The following is a 21,505-nucleotide window of genomic DNA, read 5'->3' as shown; positions in this document are numbered from 1 at the left end:
CCTCTCGCAGCCGCGCGCCGGCCGTCCTTCGGTGTCGGCGCGCGGTGAGAGAATGAGCCGGTGCTCAGCCCGTACCGCAAGATCCTCTCGCGGCCCGGCGCGCTGGCCTTCTCCTCCTCTGGTGTGATCGCACGCCTGCCCATGTCGATGGCAGGCATCGGGATCGTCCTCATGGTCGAGGCGCTGTACCACTCGTACGGTCTGGCCGGTCGCGTGTCCGCGGTCTACGTCCTCGCTCAGGCGATCTGCTCCCCGCAGCTCGCCAGGCTCGTCGACCGTCACGGCCAGGCGCGCGTCATGCGACCCGCCATCACGGTCTCCTCGCTCGGCCTGATCGGCATCGTGACCGCCGCGCTGTCCCACGCCCCCACCCCGTGGCTCTACGCCACGGCGGCGCTCACCGGGGCGACGATCGGGTCGTTCGGCGCCCTGGTCCGCGCGCGCTGGTCGAACCTGCTCACCGCGCCGCGGGACGTGCACACCGCGTACTCGCTCGAGTCGGCACTCGACGAGCTGGTCTTCGTGGTCGGCCCCGTGGTGGCGACCATCCTCGCGGCTAACGTGTCGCCGGCGGCGGGCCTGCTGGTCGCGGTGATCGGCATGATCGGCGGCGGCTTCTGGTTCCTGAGCCAGCGGGCCACCCAGCCGGCGCCGACGGTGCGGCACGCCGACGCGCCACGGCACAGGTCGGTGCTCCGCTCGGGCGGCGTGGTCGTCCTGGCCATCGTCTTCGTGGCCGTCGGCGCCATCTTCGGGGCCACCGACGTCGCGACGGTCGCGTTCGCGGACGAGCAGGGACGCCCCGACCTCGCAGGCGTGGTGCTCGCCGTGTTCGCGCTCGGCTCCATGATCTCCGGTCTGCTCTACGGCCTGCGGCACTGGACGATGGCGCTGTGGAAGCGGTTCGTCGTCGGCACGGTGGTCATCGCGCTCGGCGCGTCGCTGTTCGTGCTGGTGCAGTCCATGACGGTGCTCGCGCTGGTGATGTTCGTCGTGGGCTTCGCCATCTCCCCCACGATCATCAACGGCAACGCGCTGGTGCAGCACTTCGTCCCCCGCGAGCGGTTGACCGAGGGTCTGACGTGGATCGGCACCGCCCTGGGCGTCGGCGTCTCGGTGGGCGCCTCCGTCGCGGGGATGGCCATCGACGCCCGCGGGTCGCACGGCGGGTTCCTGGTGGTCCTCGGCGCGGCGGTGCTCGCGGTGCTGGCCGCCGTCGGGTCGCTCCGCGTGCTGCGCGCGGGAACGGTGGACGTCCCCGCCCACGAGGACCTCCCCGACGTCGAGGCCGAGCCGGGCACGGCGACCACGGAGCTCTCGGGCCACTAGCCTGCGGGGGTGCTCGACCATGCCCCCGCACCGCTCGACGACGCCACCCTCCAGGCGCTGACGACCGTGCTGGCCCCCATCGGGCGGCTCACGCACGCCGAGCCGCTCACCGGCGGGATGTTCGCCACGACCTACCGAGCGACCCTCGCGGACGGCGAGCGCGTGGTGGTCAAGACGGCGCCCACCGCCACGGAGAGACTGCTGCGCCACGAGCTGGACCTGCTGCGCACCGAGGCGCTCGTGTACGGGCTCGCGGCCGATCGCCCCGACCTGCTCATGCCGCGGGTGCTGCTGATCGACCTCACGCGCAGCGTGCTGCCGAGCGATGTGCTGGTCGTGTCGCACCTCGACGGCACGCCGCTGGTCGACTTGGGCGGCCTGGACGACGCGACGCACTGCGTCGTGCAGGGCGAGCTGGGGGCCTTCATGGCCCGGCTGCACACCGTGCGCGGCGACCGGTTCGGGTACCCCAACGCGGCCGCAGGCCTGCAGGCCGCCACCTGGCCCGACGCGTTCGCCGCGATCGTCGGAGCCCTCCTCGACGACGCCGAGGCATGGCGCGTCGACCTCCCCGCCGACCGGGTCCGCGCGGTGCTGCGCCGGCACGCCGCCGCGCTCGCCGAGGCGCCCGGCCCGGTGCTCGTCCACACGGACCTGTGGCCCGGCAACCTGTTCGTCGACCCGGCCACGGGCTCCCTGGTGGGGGTCATCGACACCGAGCGGGCACTGTGGGGCGACCCGATGCTCGAGCTCGTCGGCGCCGACCAGCGAGGACTCGGGCCCGTCCCCCCGGCGCTGCTCGAGGGCTACCGCTCCGCCGGAGGCGAGCTCGCGCTCGGCACTCCTGCGGGGGACGCCCGCCTGTGGCTCTACCGGATGTGGATCAGCCTGGTGCTGGTCGTCGAGATGGTCCCGCGCGGCTACACGGGCGACTGGGTGGCCGGGCACCGCGCCGACGCCCTGGCGAACCTGCACGCGGCCCTCGACGCCCTCGACTGGCGGCTCGGTACGATCGCGGTGCGAGGGCCGAGGCCCTGGTCCGCAGCCCCGCGGGCCGCACCGAGGAGGATCTGAGGCCGATGGCGGACGTCCAGCACGTAGTGGTCATGGGAGTCTCCGGCTCCGGCAAGACCACCGTCGCCCGGCTCGTCGCCGATCGCCTGCAGCGGCCCTTCCTAGAGGCCGACGACCTGCACCCCGCAGGCAACGTGGCGAAGATGGCGGCCGGCATCCCGCTGACCGACGAGGACCGCGCCCCCTGGCTGAGGTCCCTGCGGGACTGGCTGGCCGCGCAGACCCGCGCCGGGGAGCCGAGCGTGATGACCTGCTCGGCGCTCAAGGTCGCCTACCGCGACGTGCTCCGCGAGGGCGGCCCGGTGCTGTTCGCGCACCTGAACGTCACGGACGAGATCCTCGCCCAGCGGATGGGCCGGCGCACCGGCCACTTCATGCCGCCCACGCTGCTCGCGTCCCAGCTCGCCACCCTGGAGCCGTTGCTGCCCACCGAGGCGGGGTTCACGCTCGACGCGACCGGCTCTGCCGACGAGCTGAGCGCGGCGATCGCCGACCGGGTGCTCGCGACCTCGGGCGTCTAGTCGGACGGAGCCGCCCCCGGGACCTCCCGGCGGCGCGGTGGCTTGGCCGGCTCGGTCGGCTCGAGCGGCTTCACCGCGGGGCCCTCGAGCGGCGAACCCGTCGCGTCGAAGCGCGACCCGTGCAGCGGGCAGTCCCAGGACCGCTCCGCGTCGTTCCACGTGACGATGCCGCCCAGGTGGGTGCAGACCGCCGAGACGCGGCGGGTCACCCCGCCCACCGTGCAGACGGCCTCGGGGCGCCGGAACTGGGACCGCTCGACCCTGCCCTGACCCTCGGGCGGGGTGGGCCGCTCCGCCACTGCCGGCCATGGGCGGAGCCAGTCCGAGGCGAGCCGGGCGCCCACGCCCGCGTTCCACTTCGCCGCGGTCCCCGCGCCGACGGCGAGCTCACGGGGCCGCCACGGCCGCCAGTCGTCCGCCCAGCCCGGCGGGTGGTCGCCCAGCAGGTCGGCCGCCATCACCAGGGCGGCCGCGACCGCCGACGTCATCCCCCACTTGTCGTACCCGCTCGCGAACAGCACGTGGCCGTTGGCTGGCGTCACGCGCCCCACCAGCGGGAGCCCGTCCGCCGACGAGTAGTCCTGCGCGGACCACGCGTGGGTGCCCACGGCGCCGGGGAAGTGCCGCTCGGTCCACCGGGTCAGCCGGCGCAGGTGCGCGCTCGTCGGCGCGCTGCGCCCGGTGACGTGACCGGCGCCGCCCACCAGCAGCGTCTCGCCGGCGTCCGCGCCGGAGTCCCCAGGCACTGTCGGCGTGGTCCGGACCGAGCGGGTGTCGCCGTCCGCGGAGAGGTACATCCCCGCTGGCAGCTCGCCCGTGGTCCGGAACGCCAGGGCGTACGAGCGGTTGGGCTTGAGCCGGGCGAAGAAGCCACCCCGGTCGAGGATCGGCATGCCGGTGGCCAGCACCACTGTCGAGCTGCGGGTGTCGCCCCGGGTGGTGCGCACCAGGCACTTCCCGCCGGGCTCACGGTGCACGCCGAGCACGCGGGCATGGTCGACGATGCGGCCGCCACGGGCGACGACGTCCTCCGCGAGCGTCGCGAGCACGCTCATCGGGTCGAGCTGCGCCTGGTCGGCCAGCTCGACTGCGCCCAGCGTCGCGACCGGCAGGTCGAGGTCGTCACGCCAGGCCACGGGCAGGCCGAGCCGGTCCGCGACGGCCATCTCCGCCTCGACCTTCGCCAGCCCCGGACCCGTCGTCGCGTACGTCACCGCGAGGCGCCGCTGGTACGGCACGCCGTGCTCGTCGCAGTAGCGGAGCAGCCAGTCCTTGCCCTCGCGGCTGCCCTCGACGTAGGACGCCTGCACGGGTTCCGGGTGCCGGCTCGCGATCGAGGACAGCCGGGTGCCCTGCAGCAGGCTCACCTTCGCCGTGGAGCGCCCTGTGGTGCCGGCGCCGACCCGGCGGGACTCCACCACCAGCACCGACCAGCCCGCCCGGGCCAGCAGCAGCGCGGTGGTGAGCCCTGTCAGGCCGGCGCCGACGACCACCACGTCATGCGGGTCGGCCAGCTCAGCCGAGGGACCGGCGCCGCCGTCGGTCGCCGCCCCCCGGGCGTCAAGCCGGTCGAGCCACAACGACGTCCGCGCGACCATGGTCGGTCAGGGAGCGGTGGGCCGGTAGTCGGCGCCGGCGCCGCCCAGGTCGGGGGTCTCGGGCGAGGAGGTCGTCGTGGACGCCGTCGGGGTGCTGCCCGCGGTGTCCGTGGTCTCCGTGGTCGAGGCCCACGGGTCGTCGGAGGACCCCGGGGTCACCTTCTCGCGGATGTCACCGACCTTCTCCTGGACGCGGGGGTCGTTCCACGAGTCCATCAGCTTCGACCGGGCGGTGCCCAGCTTCTCCCGCCCCGAGGGGGTGCCGAGCAGGTACCCGAGTCCAGCTCCGAGAACGAATGCCGCCTTGCCCTTCATGTTCTTCCTCCACGTCTTCGGCCTGAGACTGCGTGCTGACGAGCGTAGGCGGGGCCCACGCCGCGCGCCTCCTGGCAGGACTCCCCCGACGCAGGTCGCCGGCTGGGCCCGCACGTCATGTCCACGTCCGAGCCCGTGCGCCCCGACAGGACGCGGACGTGGCGGTCACCCCGCGAGCGCCGAGCCCTCCTCGAAGAGCTGATGCGCCGCCGATCCCTCGGGAAGGACCAGCTCTACACGGGCGTCGCCTAGGGCGAGCGTCGCGTCGACGGCGCCGTGGTAGCCGTCGTGCGGGGTGATCTGGACCGCGTCGAGGGAGCCGAACGGCACCAGCAGGCGCGACGCGGAGTGGACCGGCGCCTTGCCGCGCACCAGCCACTGGTGCCGGCCGAAGACCTCGAGGGCGACGTCGTCCCCAGCGACGACCGCGCCGTGCAAGGTCATGGGCGAGAGGACATGGAGAGCGCGCCGCAACGCGCCCGACGCGCCCTCCCCCTGGGGCGCGACGACCCGGCGGCCGTGCCATGCCCACGGGGCCAGGTCGGGGACCCGGCTCGCGATGCTGGCGTAGTCGCCGACCAGTGACATGTCCTCACGGTCGAGGGCCATCGCGGATCGCTCGCCGGCCAGCGCCGCGGCAGCCTTCGCGAGGGCGTCGCCGTATCCACCCGACCACCCGTAGCCGCCGGACTGCGCCGGGAGCACGTCGCCGCGCAGCGCGTCGACGAGCTGGGCGATGCTCCGACGCCCGGACCCGTTGTACCTGAAGGACAGCGCCTGGCCGTCGCGCGCCAGGATCGTCAGATGGCCGTCGAGCATGCTCACGACGTCGCGGATCGCGACCACCTCGTCGATGGCCACCGTGCGCACGTCGTACCCCGATGGGACGGGCCCACGGCGCTCCCGAGGGGCGACGCGCCTGCTCAGCACCGTGAGCTGGCCAGCGCCCAGCACGAGCAGGTGGTCGTACAGGTCCATGTCCGGCGTCGCGTCACGCCGCGTGATGTTCCGCGGCACCTTCAGCACCAGGCGCGCGGCGCCCAGGTCGATCGGGTGGTCCCGGTACAGGCGCGGGACGTCGTCCTCCACGCGCACCTCGTCGATCCAGGGTCCGAACCGGTCGTACTCGCTGGTCCCGGCGGTGATCGCCATGTGGGCTCCTTGCTGCCAACGGTCCCGCGCCATCGCGGATCCGGGCCTCATCCTCGCAGCCGCCCAGGGCGCTCCGCGCACGTCTGCGGCCCAGTCTCACCTCCCCGCGCGCAGCGGCAGGCGCCGCACGCTCCGGAACTCCCGTCGGCTGCCGTCGATGGGGTCCGTGAACGCGAGTTCCCCGGCGAGCAGCTGCAGGGGGCGGCTGAAGTCGTCCACCGGGACATCGCGCACCACCGGGTACAGCGGGTCGTCGATGATCGGGATGCCGAGCCCGTGCAGGTGCAGCCGGAGCTGATGGGTGCGGCCTGTGCGAGGGCTCAGGCGGTAGACGCCCCGGCCCTCCACCTCCGACTCCAGCTCGATGAGCGTCTCGGCGTTGACGGGCGCGCCAGGCGCCACCTGCGCCTGCCACGCGCCGCGCTCCTTGTGGATGTGGTTGCGCACCACGATCGGGAAGTCCAGGTCAGAGCGCAGCGGCGCCAACGCCCAGTACGTCTTGTCGACCGCGCGGTGCTCGAACAAGGACTGGTACGGCCCCCGCCACCTGGGCTCGGTCGCGAGCATCAGCAGTCCGGAGGTCACCCGGTCCAGGCGGTGCAACGGCGACAGGTCGGGCAGGCCCAGCTCCGCGCGCAGGCGCACGACGACGCTCTGCAGCACGTGCCTGCCCCGCGGGATCGAGGAGAGGAAGGCGGGCTTGTCGACCACCACCAGGCGGTCGTCGCGGTGCACCACGTGGATGGGCGCCGTGACCTCGGCCTCGTCCTCGCGCAGGTCGCGGTGGAACCACACGAACTGGTGGTGGGCGAAGGGGTCGTCCTCCCGTACGGCCCGGCCCTCCTCGTCGACGAAGCGCTGCTGCGCGAGCATGTCCGCCACGTCGACGTGCTCGGGCAGCCGGTGCCGCAGCCAGGCCCCCATCGTGGCCCACTCGTCCGCGCGGGAGCGGTCCCGATCGGGGGTGCGCAGCCAGGCGGCGCTCAGGCCGTGGCGGGCCGGCAAGGGGGATCGGGGAGGCACGGGGCGATGCTACGGGCCCACTCTCCACGCGCTTCGCGACCCTCAGCCCTTCGGGTGAAAACGCCCCGTGGTGGGGCTGAAAAGGCACAGCGGACCTCAGAACGGGAACACGGAAGCCGATCGGGCTCCCAGCGCGCCAATCGGAGGACCCCATGCCCACCACCGTTCCGACCGACCTCTCTGCCACCGCCAAGGGGCGCCCGGGGCTGGGCTTCACGCACCGGTCGATCCAGACGCAGATCCTGTCGGTCGTCCTGCTGCTCGGGGTGATCTCGTTGGGCGCCGGATGGCTCGCCATGGCCAACCTGCGGTACGCCACCAACGACATGCAGCGCCTCGTCGACACCCAGACGACCACCGTGGAGCTGCACAGCGTCATCGAGAAGAGCGAGGTCACGGCGAGACTCGCCGTGGCCCAGCTCGCAGCGCTGGAGGACCCTGGGCTCATCAAGGTGTGGCTCGCCCGGCAGGACGCGAACGACGCCGTGCTTCACCAAGCCATCGACGCCTTCGCCGAGTCGTCCGCGACACAGATCGAGAGCTGGCCCCGCTTCGTCGAGGCGTACGCGGCGTGGGAGGCCGCCCGGGACACGCAGCTCGTCCCCGCGGCCCTGTCGGACGACCCTGCGCTCTTCACCCGCCTCTCGGAGCAGGTGGGCCAGCCCTTGGTCACCGCGTACGAAGGCGAGCTCGAGCTCGTGCACACCGAGGTCGACGCCTACGTGGCCGCGATCGCCGAGACCAGCCAGGCCCGCACCTCCCAGGCCCGGGTGGTCCTGATCGTGTCCGTCGTCGCCGCGGTGATCATCGCGGTGGCCCTGGGGATCGCGGTGGCCCGCCGCCTGCGCTCCTCGGTGCTCGAGGTGCGCAGCGCCATCTCCGCGATGGCCCACGGCGACTTCACCGTCGAGGCGCACGTCTCCGGGAATGACGAGGTCAGCCAGATGGCGCAGGCGCTGACCGTGGCTCAGGGCGCTGTGCGGTCGACCCTCGCCGGAGTGGCGCAGACCGCGGACGCGGTGGCGGCGTCCGCCGAGGAGCTGTCCGCGGCGAACGTGCAGGTGGCTGCGGGATCTCAGGAGACCAGCGTGCAGGCCGGCGTGGTCGCGACCGCCGCGGAGCAGGTCAGCCGCAGCGTGCAGGCAGTCGCCGCGGGCTCGGAGGAGATGGGGGCGTCGATCCGAGAGATCGGGCAGAACGCGAACGAGGCCGCGAACGTCGCCTCGCGCGCCACCGGCGTGGCGGAATCGACCAACGAGCGCGTCGCGAAGCTCGGCGCGTCCAGCCAGGAGATCGGCAACGTGGTCAAGGTGATCACCTCGATCGCGGAGCAGACGAACCTGCTGGCTCTGAACGCCACGATCGAGGCGGCGCGGGCGGGCGAGGCCGGCAAGGGGTTCGCCGTGGTCGCGGGCGAGGTCAAGGAGCTGGCCTCCGAGACGGCCCGGGCCACCGAGGACATCGCCCGCCGTGTCGAGGCCATCCAGGCCGACACCGCCGGGGCGGTGGCAGCGATCGGTGAGATCTCCGAGATCATCGCGAGCATCAACGACTACCAGACGACCATCGCCAGCGCGGTCGAGGAGCAGACCGCCACGACCAACGAGATGTCCCGCGGCGTGGGCGAGGCCGCGTCAGGCTCCGGGGAGATCGCGGCGAACATCGTCGGCGTGGCCTCGGCGGCTGAGTCCAACGCCGTCGTCGTCGGGCAGATGGGCGCGGCCGTGGACGACCTCGCGCGCATGTCCGCCGATCTGCGCACGCGGGTGGCGGCCTTCACCTACTGAGGCGTCGGCAACTCGGAGACCGTGGCCTCACTCCCTGGCGACGGCCACCGACCCGCGCGAGCGTAGGGGCATGGGGAGCCGGTGCACCTGGCCCGGCTCGGCCCCCGCGCCGTGCTGGACGGCGTCGATCAGCAGCTCGACCGCTCGTCGTCCGAGCTGCTCGTGGGGGAGACGCCGACGACACCCGTCCAGGGTTCTCGGGGCTGAGCCCGCAGCAGGGTGCGACATCGGCACCTGACCGGAATCCGAAACCCCGGAGACGCACGCACTGAGGCACGCGGGCCCTGGCTGCGTGGCCGCTACGCCCCCTCCTTCCAAGGAAAGGGCTTTCATCCCGAGCGCGTTCCGGAGAACCGCCCCTCTTCCAGAAAAACCCGGGTGCTGGCAAGCCGTCCGTCAGGCTCCCTCTGCGCGCCCCTCGCGCCAGTAGCCCATGAACGCCACGGACCGGCGGTCGACGCCACGCTCGCTGACCAGGTGGCGGCGGAGCTGCTTGATGACGCCTGCCTCGCCGGCGAGCCAGGCGTACAGCTCGGTGGAGCGGGTGAGGGCGGCGCCCTCGGGGTCGATGGGCACCTCCCAGAGGATGCCGGCGTCGATGTCGACGTCCTCGATGACGGTGGCGGTGGGGCCGATCGGGGGCGCCAGGAGCCGTTCGGCGGCCTCGTGGACGGCGGGGATCAGCTGGGCGCCGTGCTCGGCGCCGTCGCGGGCGATCCAGGTGACACGGACGCCGGCCGGGGCGCTGATCGGCAGGAAGTCCTCGGCGCATGGCACCTCGAGGACGGCCTCGCCGCGGGCGTCGGGCTTGAGCTCTTCGAGGATCGACGCGATGGCAGGCACCGCGGTCTCGTCACCGGCGAGCAGCACGGCCAGGGAGTGCTCGGGCTGCACCCACTCGACCCCTCCGCACCAGCCGTCGAACTGGCCGTTGGGCCCGCAGATGGCGAGGGTGTCGCCGGGCTGCGCGCGCCGGGCCCAGCGGGTGGCGGGTCCAACGTCGCCGTGCAGCACGATGTCGACGTCGATCTCGTGGGCGTCCTGCCGGACGGCGCGCACCGTGTAGGTGCGCAGCACAGGCCGCACGGTGTCGGGCATGGCGCGCCAGCAGCCGTACCAGTCGGAGGCGCCGCAGAGCGCGTCGAGCGGGTTCCCGGGGCAGCTGGGGGCCGCCAGGATGAGCTTGACCCGCTGGTCGAGCCCGGTGTCGGCGAACTGGTCGAGGTCGGCGCCGGTGAACGTGAAGCGCCGGAAGCTGGGGCTGAGGTCCTCGATGCGGGCCACCTCGACCGCGAAGACACGGAAGGGGCTGACGACCGTGGGAGCGGTCAGCGTTGCGCTCACAGGACAACCCTTCGTGTTGAGGTATGCCTACCCTAACTGCCCTCATGCACTTTCGGTTGTGGCGCCGGTCACAGCGTTCCATCCGGCCCCGCGGCGCCCACGGTACGAAGGTCCTGGTCGTGGCCATCCGACGCGCAGGGCTGGCAGGATGCGGCCGTGGTGCGCCGCGAGTGGCGCGCCGGCCGACAGGAGCCACCGCCGTGATCACCGCCCAGCAGGTCCGCCAGATCTCCTTCGCCCGCACGCGCGCGGCGGAGGCCTACGACGCGGCAGCCGTCGACCACATGCTGGGGAGGGTGGCCGCCACGCTGGAGGCGTTGGAGCAGGGCAGGACGGTGGGCCCTGACGGCTCGCGCCTTCTCCTGCCCCGGGACATCCGCACCGCCGAGCCCCCCGCGGCCACCGATCGCGGCTCCGGGTACTCCGCCACGCAGGTGGACGCGTTCCGCTCCGAGGTGGTCGCGACCCTGGAGGAGTACGTCCGCCGGCATGCGGGCCCTCGACGGAAGCTGTCTGACACCGAGCGCCCCGCCACGCCGACGACCACGCCGTCAGCGGTCTCGATGCCCGCCGCACCCGCGCCGACGCCGTCGCCGTCGCCTACCTCGCTGACCTCCCCGACGGCGATCTCGGCCGCCACCGTGGCCGCCGCGGCGGGCAGGACGGCGCCCGCGCCAGCCTCGACGCCGCTCGACCTCTCGTCCGCGCCGGAGGGCCTGGGCGCCTACGACGTCGTCCTCGGCCTGCAGTCCGCCCGGGCGGCCCTGTTCGGAGCCCAACGGGACCGCCTCCTGGTCCGGACGCCCGACGGCGCGATCGCCAGCGTGGTGGGCGTCGAGACCGTGGCGGACGGGATCGTTGTGCACGTCCGCTGAGCGACACCGCCCCCCCGTCCTCGGATCGACCCTCAGGAGAGCCCTCGTGATCACCGCTGACCAGCTCCGCCGCCGCACCCTGTCGAGCAGCTGCCGATCGGACGGCTACGACCGCTCCCAGGTCGACCACTACATGGAGCTCGCCGCCGCGACTCTGTCCGCGATCGAGGAGGGACGCCCGGGCGCCAACGCCGCCGCGACGATGCTGCTGCGCGAGGTGCGCGACGCCCGGTTCGGGGCCCGCAGGTCCGGCGCGGGGTACGCGTCTGCCGAGGTCGAGGCCTTGCGCAGCGGCGTGGTGGCGGCGTTGGAGGCTTACGTCGGGGCGGCGCCGGCATCGACCGATCCGCGCTCGCCCGCATCGCTGCCGGCAGCCGGGGAGACCGTCGCGCCCACGCCCGCCCAGCAGCCAACCCGGACCACATGGTCGGTTCCCGCGGCTCCGGCCGCGACGGCCGCCGCCGGGACGCTCAGCGCGTTCGACCTGATCATGCGGGTGCAGAGCGGCCGCACCACGCTGATGGCCTCACGCGGCGAGCGGATCGTGGTGCGCACCTCATCGGGGACCCTGCATGCGATCGAGTCGGTCGAGGCCACCCCGGACGGCGTGCTGCTCACCCTGGCGTGACCGGTCGAGGCCCGTCCAACCCGGCGCGTCAGCCGATCGTCGTGCCGAACAGCAGGCCCAGCAGGTAGGTGGCCCCCGCGGCGCCGTACCCGATGGCCAGCTGGCGCAGCGCCCGGCGCAGTGGCGGGCCGCCCGAGAGGATGCCCACGGCGGTGCCGGTGCACAGCAGGGCGATGCCCACCAGCACGGACGCGATCACCACGGCCGCCAGCCCTTCGAGCCCGAACAGGTACGGCAGCACGGGGATCAGCGCACCCGACGCGAAGAAGCAGAAGCTGGCGCCCGCGGCGCCCATCGCGGTGCCCACGGACTCGTGCTCGTCGACCGCCTCCGACTCGACGCCCTGCGCGACCGACGGCACACCGAGCGCCGGCGTGGGTGCGGTGCCCAGCGAGCGGAGCACCTCGTCGGCGCGCTCGTGGGCGTCCTCGGGCGACATGCCGCGAGCGCGGTAGACGAGCGCCAGCTCATTGGCGTCCACATCGAGGTGCGGCAGCGCGGCCCGGGCGTGCTTGCCGGGGGTGGACGCCTCGAGCAGCTCGCGCTGGGACCGGACGGACACGTACTCCCCCGCGCCCATCGACAGCGCCCCGGCGAGCAGCCCTGCCAGGCCGGTGAGCAGCACCGTGCTGGTCGCGGCCCCGCTCGCGCCGATGCCGAGCACCAGGGCGAGGTTGCTGACCAGCCCGTCGTTGGCTCCGAACACCGCCGCGCGGAACGTCCCGGAGATGCGGTTGCGGCCGCGCAGCGCCAACCCCCGCACGACCTCCTCATGGATGCGCTCGTCGGCAGCCATCGTGGCGGTCGCGTCGACGTCCGTCTCGTAGCTGGACCGCGCCTCTGCCCGTTGCGCGAGCGCGAGGACGAACACCGAGCCGAACCGCCGGGCCAGCCATCCGAGGGTGCGGGTGCGGAAGTCGCCGCGCAGCGGTCGCCCGACGTCGTCCCCGAGCAGCGTCAGCCAGTGGGACTCATGTCGGCGCTCGGCCTCGGCGAGGGCGAGCAGGATCTCGCGCTCCTCGCCGGTGCGCCGCCCGGCGAGGTCCCGGTAGACGGCGCCCTCGGCGCGCTCGTCGGCCAGGTACTGACGCCAGCGGCGAACCTGTTGCCGGCTCGGCGGCTGCTGATCCGACGCCGGTCGGTCCTGGGTGGGCATGGTGACGATCCTCTCACCTCGCCTTGACCGCGAGCGCACACAGGCCGCACGTGGGGGCCGTCGCGTGTGGCGACATGGGAAAGAACACGCTCTCGAGTTGCTGGGTGGGCACGTGTACAACACCGTTGTCCTTGCGCGTGCGGCAGGAACGAACCGGTGTCGGGCGCGTCCGACGAAGGGGGCGAAGATGCACGCCGAGACACACATACAGCCAGAGACCGCGGCCGTGGCGCCAGCGCGGCGGTGGGCGCGGGACCGGCTCGCCGAGGCCGGGCTGGGCGGGCCGGCTCTGGACCTCCTCGTGCTGCTGGTGAGCGAGGCCGTGACGAACGCCGTGGAGCATGCCGACCCGCCCGTCCTACTGCGGGTGGACGTCGACGCCGAGCGCACCCGGGTCGAGGTCTCGGACGGAGCCCGCGCGGTGCCGATACTGCGCAACCCGCCACCCACCGCGGGCGGCGGCCGCGGCGTGATGTTCGTGGACCGGCTCGCGACACGGTGGGGCACGGTCTCCCACGACACCCGCGACACGACGGACAGGTGCAAGACGGTGTGGTTCGAGCTCGTGCACGACGACGCGCCGACAGAGCTCGCCCCCAGCCCTCGGGCACGCACAGACGACTGACCTGCGCAGACGCGGGGCCGGCGGCCCGGGCCTAGTCGCGCCCGGCTGGCTCGACCCCGCGGCGGCGCACAGCGGCCCGCCCCGCGTAGATCCCCGCCAGCACCCCGCATAGGCCGACGGCCGAGATGAGCTGCCCTCGGGCGGCGTCGTCGGTGAGCATCAGCACAGCGAACCCCACGAGCAGCGCCAGCGTGGCCCACGACAGCCACGGGTGGCCCCACATCCGCACCGTGAGCAGCCCTTCACGCTCGAGCCGAGGCCTCAGCCGCAGCTGCGCCACCGCGATGAACAGCCACACCAGGATCAGCGACGCTCCTGCCGCGCTCAGCAGGATGCCCAGCAGCGTGTCCGGCAGCAGCCAGTTGAGCCCCACGCTCACCAGCGCGCACACGACGGACAGGCCCACCGCGGCGACGGGCGTCCCCTGCCGGGAGACCCGGCGCAGCCCACGCGGCCCGTCGCCGCGCTGCGCGAGGGAGTACGCCATCCGGGAGGTGCCGTAGACGTTCGCGTTGAAGGCGGACAGCAGCGCGATGACCACCACGACCTCCATGGCCAGCGGCAGGCCGGGGATCCCGGTGCGGCTCAGCACCGCGACGAACGGGCCCGCGACCAGCTCGGGGGCGTCCCACGGCAGCACCATCACCATCACGGCCACGGACCCGACGTAGAACAGCAGGATCCGCCACACGACGCTGCGGGCCGCGGCGGCGATCGCGCGGCGCGGGTCCTGCGACTCGGCCGCGGCGATGGTGACGATCTCGATGCCCCCGAACGCGAACACCACCACGAGCAGCCCGGCGGCGATGCCGCTCATGCCCCGGGGCGCGAAGCCGCCGTGCCCCACCAGGTTCGCGGCGCCCACCGGCTCCGTCCCCGGCAGCAGGCCGAGCACGAGCAGCACCCCGACCACCAGGAACAGCACCACGACGGCGACCTTGAGCGAGGCGAACCAGAACTCGAACTCCCCGAAGCTGCGCACCGCGGAGAGGTTCACCACCGCGAACGCCGTCACGAGCAGCAGCGCGACCACCCATTGCGGCAGCACGGGCGCCCACCCGTGGATGATCTGGGAGGCTCCCGTGATCTCCACGCCGAGCACCAGCACCAGCGTCGCCCAGTACAGCCAGCCGAGCGTGAACCCGGCCCACCTCCCGATGCCCTCGTCTGCGTAGGTGGAGAACGAGCCGCTGGACGGGAGGGCGGCCGCCATCTCCGCGAGCATCCGCATCACCAGGATGACGAGCACCCCGGCGACGACGTAGGACACGAGGATCGCGGGCCCGGCGAGGCTGATGCCGGCGCCGGCTCCCAGGAAGAGGCCCGCCCCGATCGCGGAGCCGAGGCCCATCATCGTGAGGTGCCGCACCCGCAGGCCGGCGCCCAGCCGCTCGCCGGACGCGGGGCGGGACGGGTCGACGGGCTGGTCGCCGGGCGGCGGGCCGGCGGGCAGAGCGGAGTGGCGCACGGGGTGAGGGTAGCCACCTAGTCCTGGGCCGCCCCGGGACCAGGTCCCGTGCCACGGCGGGCTCGCCCAGCAGACACCCAGGGTTGTCGCGTACGGTCTTCACGTCCGCCGCCCTTCGGGACGGGACGACCGACCTGAAGGATTGACCCGTGCGCCGACAACTGGCAGCGACCACTGTCGCCCTCACACTGCTCCTCGCGGGCTGCTCCGGCGGCAGCGGGTCAGACCCGACGGCGTCCCCTGACGCGAGCACGTCGGCCGAGGCCACCGCCTCCGCCGAGGACATCGCGGCCCTCGAGGCGGTCTCCGTGGAGGGCGACCTGGGCTCGGAGCCCACGATCAGCTACGACACGTGGCCGTTCACCGTCTCGGCGCCCGTCGCACGGGTCGTGTCCGAGGGCTCCGGCGCCGCGCTTGAGGAGGGCCAGGTGCTGAGCGTCGACTACCTCGCGGTCTCCGGCGCCGACGGCTCGCCCGCCGGCACCACGTACGGCGCGTCGCGGGAGTCGATCACGCTGGGCGACGCGAGCATCGTCCCTCAGCTCAATGAGGTGCTCACCGGGCAGTCCGTGGGCGCGCGGGTCCTGCTCGCCGTCCCCGGGACCGCGGAGGAGGGCGCGACGATCATGGCCATCGAGGTCGCGGACGCCGTGACCGTGCCGGACCGCGCCGAGGGCGAGGCCGTGCCCCCGGCCGAGGGCCTGCCGACCGTGACGCTGGCGGAGGACGGCGAGCCGTCGATCACCCCCGCGACGGGCGAGGCCCCCACCTCGCTGGTGGTCCAGCCGCTCATCAAGGGGGCGGGCGCACCGGTCGAGGCCGGGCAGGCCGTGACCGTGAACTACAGCGGCTGGCTGTGGGACGGCACCCCGTTCGACTCCTCGTGGGGCAAGACGAAGTTCACGACGACGATCGGCGCTGGCCAGGTCATCCAGGGCTGGGACCAGGGCCTCGTCGGCCAGACGGTCGGCAGCCAGGTGCTCCTCGTGGTGCCGGCCGAGCTCGGCTACGGCGACCAGGCGACGGGCTCGATCCCGGCCGGCTCGACCCTGGTGTTCGTGGTCGACATCCTGGCCGCGTCCTGATCTGAGACGACAAGACCCCGGGGCCCCTGCGGGCCTCGGGGTCTTCTCATGCCCGCGGCGGCTCGTCGCGCGGGGTCAGTCCCAGGTGAGCTGCCAGCAGTGCTCGCCGGGCCGCCAGCGGTTGGTGCGGCGCTGCAGCTCCTGGGGCATGCCGCGCGCGTCGTCGAGGCCGTACCGGTCGCGGGCCGCCTCCCACAGTGTGGTGCAGTCGCAGGCGCCGTCATGGGGCCATCCCGGCACGTGGAGGTCCGGCAGTGCGTACAGGAAGACGCCCTCGGCGGTGATCCGCTCGTCGTCGTGCGCCGGGCCGGCCGCGTACCCGTGGACCTCGACGACGCCGGGGAAGCGCACCGCCGCCCGCAGCGCGGCGCCGAGAGTCGGGGAGTCGCGCTGGGTCGTCGCGAGCTGGGCGGGGGTGAGCAGGTCGAGCAGGCGCTGCGCGCCCTCGGCGCCGAGCCCCGCGAACCGCACCAGCCCGTCGTCCCCGTTCACCTCGTGCACGGTGCGACGCGAGCCGAGCGGACGGTAGTCGTGGTACGCCCACGGCACGTGGGCGGACGTGGTGAACGGGGCCAGCACCTCGACCGCCGGGAGGGTCCAGCCGCGCGGACCCAGGCTGCTGGGCGGGCCGGTGCCGGCGCGGGCCTCGAGCTGCGACTCCCAGATCCCGGCCACGTCGACTGTCTCGACAATCTCCACTGATCCGCCCCCTGTCGCACGCGAGCCGTCGCCTGGCGCGCCAGAAGGTGCTGGCGCCTCGTCACACCGGCACGCCTAGCCCGATCCTGGTGGACCCGTCACGGTGCGCGCGCGCCGACACACCGATCCCAGGCTGCTGACCAGCGCGAAGATTCACCCGGCGATCTTCGAGATGTCCGATGGGTGGACATTTGAGGACCGCGCTCTCCCCGTGTCGGGCCGTTCGTCCCCATTCGCGGCCTGACACAAGTGTCACGCTGGGGCTCATGACCGGCTACGCCGTCCTCGACCTCGAGACCACCGGGTTCTCCGCCACCCGTGACGACCGCATCCTCGAGATCGCGGTGGTGCTCATGGACGACCGCGGGCAGGTCGAGCGCGAATGGTGCACGCTCGTCGACCCGGAGCGTGAGGTCGGCGCCGGGCAGGCGCGCGGCATCACCCCGGCGGACCTCGCCCTGGCGCCCACGTTCGCGCAGATCGCCCCGTGGCTGGTGCGGCTCCTCGGCGGCCGCGTGCTGGTGGGGCACAACGTCGGCTTCGACGTGCGATTCCTCATCGCCGAGCTGGACCGCGCCGGCACCCCCCTGCGCCTGGACCCGGAGCGCTGCCTGTGCACCATGCGACTGGCGCGCGACCGGCTTCCCGGGGCGTCGCGCGGCCTGGCCGTGTGCTGCGAGCTCGCAGGCGTGCCGTATGACGGCGCCCATTCCGCGCTGGGCGACGCGCGCGCCAGCGCGGGGCTGCTCCGCCACTACCTGGGCACGGGCGGCGTGGACGCGAGTCTGGCGCTGCCCGTCGAGGTCGCTCCCGGCCCCGAAGTCCCCGAGCCCCGTGCGGCGCACCGAGGCGACAGCGGCTCGACGCACCACTGGCTGGCGACCCTCGCGGACCGGCTTCCGCGGGTCAGCGAGCCGCCGCACGCCGACGAGTACCTGGACCTGCTGGACCAGGCGCTGCTCGACCGCGCGCTCTCGACCCGGCAGCGTGACTCGCTGCTCGCCGCCGCGCACGAGGCCGGGCTGGCCCGCGCGGAGGTGGACGAGCTACACCGCGCCTACCTGTGCTCGATCGCGCGGGCGGCGCTGGCCGACGCCGCGGCCGACGGCCGCGGGCTCACCGACATGGAAGTCGCCGAGCTCCACGACATCGCGGCCGCGCTCGGCCTGGCCGACGACGACCTGACCGTCGCCCTGGCTCCGCCCGGGACGCCGTTCCCGAAGCCGCTCGTCCATCTCGCCGAGGGTGACCAGGTGGTCTTCACCGGGGACCTCAGCCGGCCACGGGACGAGTGGCACGGCCTGGCGCGCGCCGCCGGCCTGGTCCCCTGGCCGCACGTCACGCAGGACACCCGGCTGCTGGTCGCCTCCGACCCGGACGCGCTGTGCGGCAAGGTGCGCACGGCACGGCGGCACGGCATCCCCGTCCTCACCGAGCCCGCGTTCACCGGCATGCTGGCCAGGGAGTCCGAGGGCTGACATTCACGAGGGGCCCGGCTCGAACGAGCCGGGCCCCTCGTGAACCCATGGTCACCAGTTGGTGAGCGTGCGGCCTTCCTTGTCCTGGAACTTGCCGATCACGATGACGATGAAGTCGTAGAGCGTCCACAGACCGAGCCCGCCGAGGGTGAGGATCTGTGCGATGCCGGTGCCGATCTTGCCCACGTAGAAGCGGTGCACGCCGAGGACGCCCACGAAGAACGCGAGGATGGCGGCGGCGGCGCGGCTGCGCGTGCTGATGCTGGGGTCCAGGACGCTGGCCCCGGAGGCTGCGGTGTCAGACATGGTGGCTGCCAATCGGTGAGAGGGCGGGACAAACGGTGGCAACGTAGCGGTCCGGAGCCCCGGGCACTAGACGGCGCCCACGGGTCAAGCACGCCCACGGCCCGGTCCCGCTGGAGATGCGCGGAACCTCACCCCGGCCCACCATGAACGGCATGACCTCCCCTCCCCCCGCGCCTGGACCCGCCCACGATCCCCGCCGCAGGTCAGCGGCGGGTTGCACGCCCTCCGACCAGCCCGACGAGGCGCACCAGGCGCCCCCGGGCGCCGACGAGGCGACCGTGCGGGCGGTGGGCGCGCTCACCGCCGCCCTGGAGGTCGCGGAGGAGGCCCGCGGCATGCTGTACGCCTTCCACCGCCTCACCGGCCGGGCGGACAACGAGCTGGCAGACGCGCTCGACCAGCTCGACGCCGCGGGGCACCCGGAGCTCGCCGATCAGGTGCGTGCCGAGTTGCACGGGCGCAACGTGATCCAGGGCCGGTGGACGTTCCAGGTCGTCGAGGACTACGACGACTCGTACTGGCAGGTGTTCCGCCACTGGGAGCGCACGGTGCGCGACGAGCTCCTCGCCGGCCGCCGGCACGTGCACGAGGCGGCGATGAAAGAGCGGAACCGGACGCGAGGGCTCGCGGGCCACGAGGCCCGGCCGCCGGATCCGGCCGGCTGAGCCGCCGCTAGCGGTCCCAGGGCGGCTCCTCGCCCAGCTTCTGGTAGTACCGGGAGAGCTGGCCCTTCACCCGGGGGATGTCCGCCTCGGGCAGGTCCACCCCGCCGCGGGAGCCGTCCATCACCGCCGCCGCGGCGAAGAAGCCGCGGGGCACAGCCTCGATCCTGTCGTCGACGACGTCGGCGATCAGCAGCTTGTACGCCGTGAACTCGTCCTTGCGTGACGCGTCGTACCAGAGGAACGCGTCGCGGTAGGCCTGGTTGGGCCCATTCTCGGCCCCGGTGAAGGCGCGCAGCCGCTTCTCCGCGGCGGCGCCGTCCCACGCACGGTCCCTCGGGGCGAGCGGGAAGTCCTGGAAGGTGGGGACGGCCATCTCGGCTCCTCTCGGTGGGCGGGCGGTGGGCGGTCGGTGGGCGGTGGGCGGGCGGTGGGCGGGCGACGCCTCAGCGCGCCGGGGCGGATGCCGGCGCCGCAGCGCGCAATTTGTCGAGCAACGGGCCGACGGCGACGTCGAGGAACTCCTGCTGCTGTTGGTCGCCCACCTGGAGCAGCGCGATGTCGGTGTACCCGGCGTCCCAGTAGGCCGACACAGCCTCGACGATCTCGTCGAGGTCCGGCCCGCACGGGAGCTTGGCGACGATGTCCTCGGGGCGCACGAACTCGCTGACGGCCGCGAACGCGTCCGGGGTCGACAGGTCGGAATTGACCGTCCAGCCGTTGACGAACCATCTGAGCTGCTCGTGGGCCCGCTGCGCCGCCGCGTCACGGTCCCGGTCCCAGCAGATGGGGATCTGGCCGAACACCCGCGAGGTTGGCAGGCCCTCGCTGTCCCGGATCCCCACCCACGCGTCGATGGCCTCCTTGTCCGGGTGGGTCCCCACCATGTGGTCGGCGACCGGCGCGAAACGGCTGATCGACTGCTGGCCCGAGACGGCGATGCCGATCGCAATCGGCGACTCCGGCAGGTCCCACACGGTCGCCGAGTCCACCCGGTAATGGGTGCCCTCGACCGTCAGGCGCTCCCCGCGGAGCAGCTTGCGGATGATGCCCAGGGCCTCCTCGAGCATGTCGTGGCGCTCCCCGATCGCCGGCCAGCGCTGCCCCACCACGTGCTCGTTGAGGTTCTCCCCGGCTCCCAGGTTGAGCTGGAACCGGCCTTCCGACAAGACGGCGACGGTCGCCGCCTTCTGCGCCACGACCGCGGGGTGGTAGCGCATCGTCGGGCACGTCACGAAGGTCATGAGCTCGACGTCCCGCGTCGCCTGGGCCACTGCCCCGAGCACCGGCCACGCGTTCGGGGAGTGGCCCTGCTCGGCGAGCCACGGCGAGTAGTGGTCGCTCGACGCCACGAAGTCGAACCCGGCGCGGTCCGCTGCCTGTGCGTACCGCACCAGCTCCCGCGGGCCGCTCTGCTCCGTCATCAGCGTGTAGCCAAAGCGAGTCATGATCCGAGAGTGGCACCGCGGGGACAGGGCGGCATCCGGAGCCCCGCGGCGCCGGCGTCCGACGGCCGGACACGGGACGCGGCGGGACACGCCCGTGGCACGCGAGGGGCGCCGGGTATGGCACCGTTCGGTGGTGCCATCTCCCCGTTCCCGAGCGCGCCGCTCGTCCTCTGCCCGTCGGTCCCCGTCTCGCGCCCGTTGGGTGCTCCTCCTGGTCCTCGCGGTGGGCATCGGCGTCGGGACGCCGGTGTGGCAGGACGCCCGCGCCGGCGCGGACGTGCCCGTCACAGCCACCGACCTGGCGGACGCCCGCGCGGCCCTCGATGGGCTCCCGGTGAAGGGCCGCGCCCCGAAGACCGGCTATGAGCGCAGCGCGTTCGGGGCGGCGTGGACGGACGTGGACCGCAACGGCTGCGACACCCGCAATGACATCCTCCGCCGGGACCTGGTCGACCTGACCTTCAAGGAGGGGACGGACGGGTGCACGGTGCTGACCGGCTCCCTCACCGACCCCTACGGCGGCGAGGTCATCGCCTTCGAGCGCGGAGAGCGCAGCAGCGAGGTCCAGATCGACCACGTCGTCGCCCTGTCGGACGCCTGGCAGAAGGGCGCCCAGCAGTGGACCGACGAGGTGCGCACCGCCTTCGCGAACGACCCCGCGAACCTGCTGGCCGTGGACGGCTCGCTCAACCAGCAGAAGGGCGCCGGCGACGCCGCCACCTGGCTGCCGCCGCGCAAGGCCTACCGGTGCGTCTACGTGGTGCGCCAGATCCGCGTCAAGGCCGCCTACGGCCTGTGGGTGACCAGCGCCGAGCAGGAGGCGATGAGCCGGGAGCTGGACCGCTGCGTCACCGCTCCCGCCTCCCCGGCAGCCAGCTGACCAGCGCTTTCGCTCTCTTTCACGGCCGCTCGCGCGCCGGGCAGGCCCGGGT

Annotated in this window: 23 protein-coding genes; 12 read left to right on the top strand and 11 right to left on the bottom strand. The window is 73.5% G+C overall.

Annotation, left to right across the window (positions count from 1 at the left end; genetic code table 11):
- The first annotated feature begins 60 nt into the window (after nt 1-60).
- The 3 genes from NP064_RS00710 to NP064_RS00700 are packed head-to-tail and all read left to right on the top strand — an operon-like array spanning nt 61 to nt 2,924.
- Nucleotides 61-1,329, top strand: coding sequence for an MFS transporter (locus NP064_RS00710; protein ID WP_227568416.1), 1,269 nt, complete (start codon nt 61-63; stop codon nt 1,327-1,329).
- Nucleotides 1,330-1,338: 9 nt separating this feature from the next.
- Nucleotides 1,339-2,403, top strand: a complete 1,065-nt coding sequence (locus NP064_RS00705) for a phosphotransferase family protein (protein ID WP_227568417.1) — start codon at nt 1,339-1,341, stop codon at nt 2,401-2,403.
- A gap of 5 nt (nt 2,404-2,408) precedes the next feature.
- Nucleotides 2,409-2,924, top strand: coding sequence for a gluconokinase (locus tag NP064_RS00700; RefSeq protein WP_227568418.1), 516 nt, complete (start codon nt 2,409-2,411; stop codon nt 2,922-2,924).
- Here NP064_RS00700 and NP064_RS00695 read toward each other — a convergent pair.
- The 4 genes from NP064_RS00695 to NP064_RS00680 form a co-directional block, all read right to left on the bottom strand.
- Nucleotides 2,921-4,522: an FAD-dependent oxidoreductase gene (locus tag NP064_RS00695; RefSeq protein ID WP_227568419.1), complete on the bottom strand. Its 1,602-nt coding sequence runs from the start codon at nt 4,520-4,522 to the stop codon at nt 2,921-2,923. The two genes, NP064_RS00700 and NP064_RS00695, sit on opposite strands and share 4 nt — an antisense overlap.
- Nucleotides 4,523-4,528: 6 nt before the next feature.
- Nucleotides 4,529-4,837: a YtxH domain-containing protein gene (locus NP064_RS00690; protein ID WP_227568420.1), complete on the bottom strand. Its 309-nt coding sequence runs from the start codon at nt 4,835-4,837 to the stop codon at nt 4,529-4,531.
- A 165-nt stretch (nt 4,838-5,002) separates the two neighbouring features.
- Nucleotides 5,003-5,989 (bottom strand): hypothetical protein, encoded by a 987-nt coding sequence (locus tag NP064_RS00685; protein ID WP_227568421.1) that lies wholly within the window; start codon nt 5,987-5,989, stop codon nt 5,003-5,005.
- 96 nt (nt 5,990-6,085) lie between these two features.
- Nucleotides 6,086-7,012, bottom strand: a complete 927-nt coding sequence (locus NP064_RS00680; protein ID WP_227568422.1) for a pseudouridine synthase — start codon at nt 7,010-7,012, stop codon at nt 6,086-6,088.
- 152 nt (nt 7,013-7,164) lie between these two features.
- Here NP064_RS00680 and NP064_RS00675 point away from each other — a divergent pair, with 152 nt between their 5' ends.
- Both NP064_RS00675 and NP064_RS00670 read left to right on the top strand, forming a co-directional pair.
- Nucleotides 7,165-8,799, top strand: a complete 1,635-nt coding sequence (locus NP064_RS00675; protein ID WP_227568423.1) for a methyl-accepting chemotaxis protein — start codon at nt 7,165-7,167, stop codon at nt 8,797-8,799.
- An 81-nt stretch (nt 8,800-8,880) separates the two neighbouring features.
- Complete coding sequence (locus NP064_RS00670) at nt 8,881-9,006, top strand: hypothetical protein (protein ID WP_255623584.1); 126 nt, start codon at nt 8,881-8,883, stop codon at nt 9,004-9,006.
- 189 nt (nt 9,007-9,195) lie between these two features.
- On the opposite strand, the gene NP064_RS00665 is transcribed toward NP064_RS00670, so the two are convergent.
- Complete coding sequence (locus NP064_RS00665) at nt 9,196-10,143, bottom strand: siderophore-interacting protein (RefSeq protein ID WP_227568424.1); 948 nt, start codon at nt 10,141-10,143, stop codon at nt 9,196-9,198.
- A 200-nt stretch (nt 10,144-10,343) separates the two neighbouring features.
- Here NP064_RS00665 and NP064_RS00660 point away from each other — a divergent pair, with 200 nt between their 5' ends.
- Complete coding sequence (locus NP064_RS00660) at nt 10,344-11,018, top strand: DivIVA domain-containing protein (protein WP_227568425.1); 675 nt, start codon at nt 10,344-10,346, stop codon at nt 11,016-11,018.
- 46 nt (nt 11,019-11,064) lie between these two features.
- A complete protein-coding gene (locus NP064_RS00655) occupies nt 11,065-11,646 on the top strand; it encodes a hypothetical protein (protein ID WP_227568426.1) in 582 nt (193 codons plus the stop codon).
- Nucleotides 11,647-11,674: 28 nt separating this feature from the next.
- On the opposite strand, the gene NP064_RS00650 is transcribed toward NP064_RS00655, so the two are convergent.
- Nucleotides 11,675-12,802 carry a VIT1/CCC1 transporter family protein gene (locus NP064_RS00650; RefSeq protein ID WP_227568427.1) on the bottom strand — a complete coding sequence of 376 codons (1,128 nt, stop codon included), beginning with the start codon at nt 12,800-12,802 and terminating at the stop codon, nt 11,675-11,677.
- Nucleotides 12,803-12,989: 187 nt separating this feature from the next.
- On the opposite strand from NP064_RS00650, the gene NP064_RS00645 reads away from it, so the two are divergent.
- Nucleotides 12,990-13,427 carry an ATP-binding protein gene (locus NP064_RS00645; RefSeq protein ID WP_227568428.1) on the top strand — a complete coding sequence of 146 codons (438 nt, stop codon included), beginning with the start codon at nt 12,990-12,992 and terminating at the stop codon, nt 13,425-13,427.
- 31 nt (nt 13,428-13,458) lie between these two features.
- Here NP064_RS00645 and NP064_RS00640 read toward each other — a convergent pair whose 3' ends face one another.
- On the bottom strand, nt 13,459-14,895 hold the full coding sequence (locus NP064_RS00640; protein ID WP_227568429.1) for an amino acid permease: 1,437 nt from the start codon (nt 14,893-14,895) through the stop codon (nt 13,459-13,461).
- A 149-nt stretch (nt 14,896-15,044) separates the two neighbouring features.
- On the opposite strand from NP064_RS00640, the gene NP064_RS00635 reads away from it, so the two are divergent.
- On the top strand, nt 15,045-15,980 hold the full coding sequence (locus NP064_RS00635; RefSeq protein ID WP_227568430.1) for an FKBP-type peptidyl-prolyl cis-trans isomerase: 936 nt from the start codon (nt 15,045-15,047) through the stop codon (nt 15,978-15,980).
- Nucleotides 15,981-16,055: 75 nt separating this feature from the next.
- Here NP064_RS00635 and NP064_RS00630 read toward each other — a convergent pair whose 3' ends face one another.
- Complete coding sequence (locus NP064_RS00630; protein WP_227568431.1) at nt 16,056-16,679, bottom strand: hypothetical protein; 624 nt, start codon at nt 16,677-16,679, stop codon at nt 16,056-16,058.
- Nucleotides 16,680-16,945: 266 nt separating this feature from the next.
- Here NP064_RS00630 and NP064_RS00625 point away from each other — a divergent pair, with 266 nt between their 5' ends.
- Nucleotides 16,946-18,157, top strand: coding sequence for an exonuclease domain-containing protein (locus NP064_RS00625; protein WP_227568432.1), 1,212 nt, complete (start codon nt 16,946-16,948; stop codon nt 18,155-18,157).
- A 51-nt stretch (nt 18,158-18,208) separates the two neighbouring features.
- Here NP064_RS00625 and NP064_RS00620 read toward each other — a convergent pair whose 3' ends face one another.
- Nucleotides 18,209-18,463, bottom strand: a complete 255-nt coding sequence (locus tag NP064_RS00620; protein ID WP_227568433.1) for a TM2 domain-containing protein — start codon at nt 18,461-18,463, stop codon at nt 18,209-18,211.
- A 152-nt stretch (nt 18,464-18,615) separates the two neighbouring features.
- Here NP064_RS00620 and NP064_RS00615 point away from each other — a divergent pair, with 152 nt between their 5' ends.
- The gene (locus NP064_RS00615) at nt 18,616-19,128 is read left to right on the top strand and encodes a hypothetical protein (protein WP_227568434.1); all 513 of its coding nucleotides are present in this window, start codon (nt 18,616-18,618) and stop codon (nt 19,126-19,128) included.
- Nucleotides 19,129-19,135: 7 nt separating this feature from the next.
- Here the strand turns inward: NP064_RS00615 and NP064_RS00610 are convergent, their stop codons facing one another.
- On the bottom strand, nt 19,136-19,501 hold the full coding sequence (locus tag NP064_RS00610) for a hypothetical protein (RefSeq protein ID WP_227568435.1): 366 nt from the start codon (nt 19,499-19,501) through the stop codon (nt 19,136-19,138).
- Nucleotides 19,502-19,571: 70 nt separating this feature from the next.
- Nucleotides 19,572-20,573 carry a TIGR03557 family F420-dependent LLM class oxidoreductase gene (locus tag NP064_RS00605; protein WP_227568436.1) on the bottom strand — a complete coding sequence of 334 codons (1,002 nt, stop codon included), beginning with the start codon at nt 20,571-20,573 and terminating at the stop codon, nt 19,572-19,574.
- Between the two features lie 202 nt (nt 20,574-20,775).
- Here NP064_RS00605 and NP064_RS00600 point away from each other — a divergent pair, with 202 nt between their 5' ends.
- Nucleotides 20,776-21,453, top strand: a complete 678-nt coding sequence (locus tag NP064_RS00600; protein ID WP_227568437.1) for an HNH endonuclease family protein — start codon at nt 20,776-20,778, stop codon at nt 21,451-21,453.
- The last annotated feature ends 52 nt before the right edge of the window (nt 21,454-21,505 follow it).

Origin of the sequence: Cellulomonas chengniuliangii (assembly GCF_024508335.1) — a bacterium.
In the GTDB taxonomy this organism is placed as follows: Bacteria; Actinomycetota; Actinomycetes; order Actinomycetales; family Cellulomonadaceae; genus Cellulomonas_A; species Cellulomonas_A chengniuliangii.
The sequence above is the reverse complement of the archived record's forward strand: the minus strand, read 5'-3'. Positions and strand labels throughout refer to the sequence as shown.

Excerpts from the sequence above, each read along its gene's own strand:
- NP064_RS00700 (WP_227568418.1), top strand. The coding sequence starts at position 2,409 with ATGGCGGACGTCCAGCACGTAGTGGTCATGGGAGTCTCCGGCTCCGGC.
- NP064_RS00695 (WP_227568419.1), bottom strand. The coding sequence starts at position 4,522 with ATGGTCGCGCGGACGTCGTTGTGGCTCGACCGGCTTGACGCCCGGGGG.
- NP064_RS00690 (WP_227568420.1), bottom strand. The coding sequence starts at position 4,837 with ATGAAGGGCAAGGCGGCATTCGTTCTCGGAGCTGGACTCGGGTACCTG.
- NP064_RS00685 (WP_227568421.1), bottom strand. The coding sequence starts at position 5,989 with ATGGCGATCACCGCCGGGACCAGCGAGTACGACCGGTTCGGACCCTGG.
- NP064_RS00675 (WP_227568423.1), top strand. The coding sequence starts at position 7,165 with ATGCCCACCACCGTTCCGACCGACCTCTCTGCCACCGCCAAGGGGCGC.
- NP064_RS00650 (WP_227568427.1), bottom strand. The coding sequence starts at position 12,802 with ATGCCCACCCAGGACCGACCGGCGTCGGATCAGCAGCCGCCGAGCCGG.
- NP064_RS00645 (WP_227568428.1), top strand. The coding sequence starts at position 12,990 with ATGCACGCCGAGACACACATACAGCCAGAGACCGCGGCCGTGGCGCCA.
- NP064_RS00625 (WP_227568432.1), top strand. The coding sequence starts at position 16,946 with ATGACCGGCTACGCCGTCCTCGACCTCGAGACCACCGGGTTCTCCGCC.
- NP064_RS00620 (WP_227568433.1), bottom strand. The coding sequence starts at position 18,463 with ATGTCTGACACCGCAGCCTCCGGGGCCAGCGTCCTGGACCCCAGCATC.
- NP064_RS00615 (WP_227568434.1), top strand. The coding sequence starts at position 18,616 with ATGACCTCCCCTCCCCCCGCGCCTGGACCCGCCCACGATCCCCGCCGC.
- NP064_RS00610 (WP_227568435.1), bottom strand. The coding sequence starts at position 19,501 with ATGGCCGTCCCCACCTTCCAGGACTTCCCGCTCGCCCCGAGGGACCGT.
- NP064_RS00605 (WP_227568436.1), bottom strand. The coding sequence starts at position 20,573 with ATGACTCGCTTTGGCTACACGCTGATGACGGAGCAGAGCGGCCCGCGG.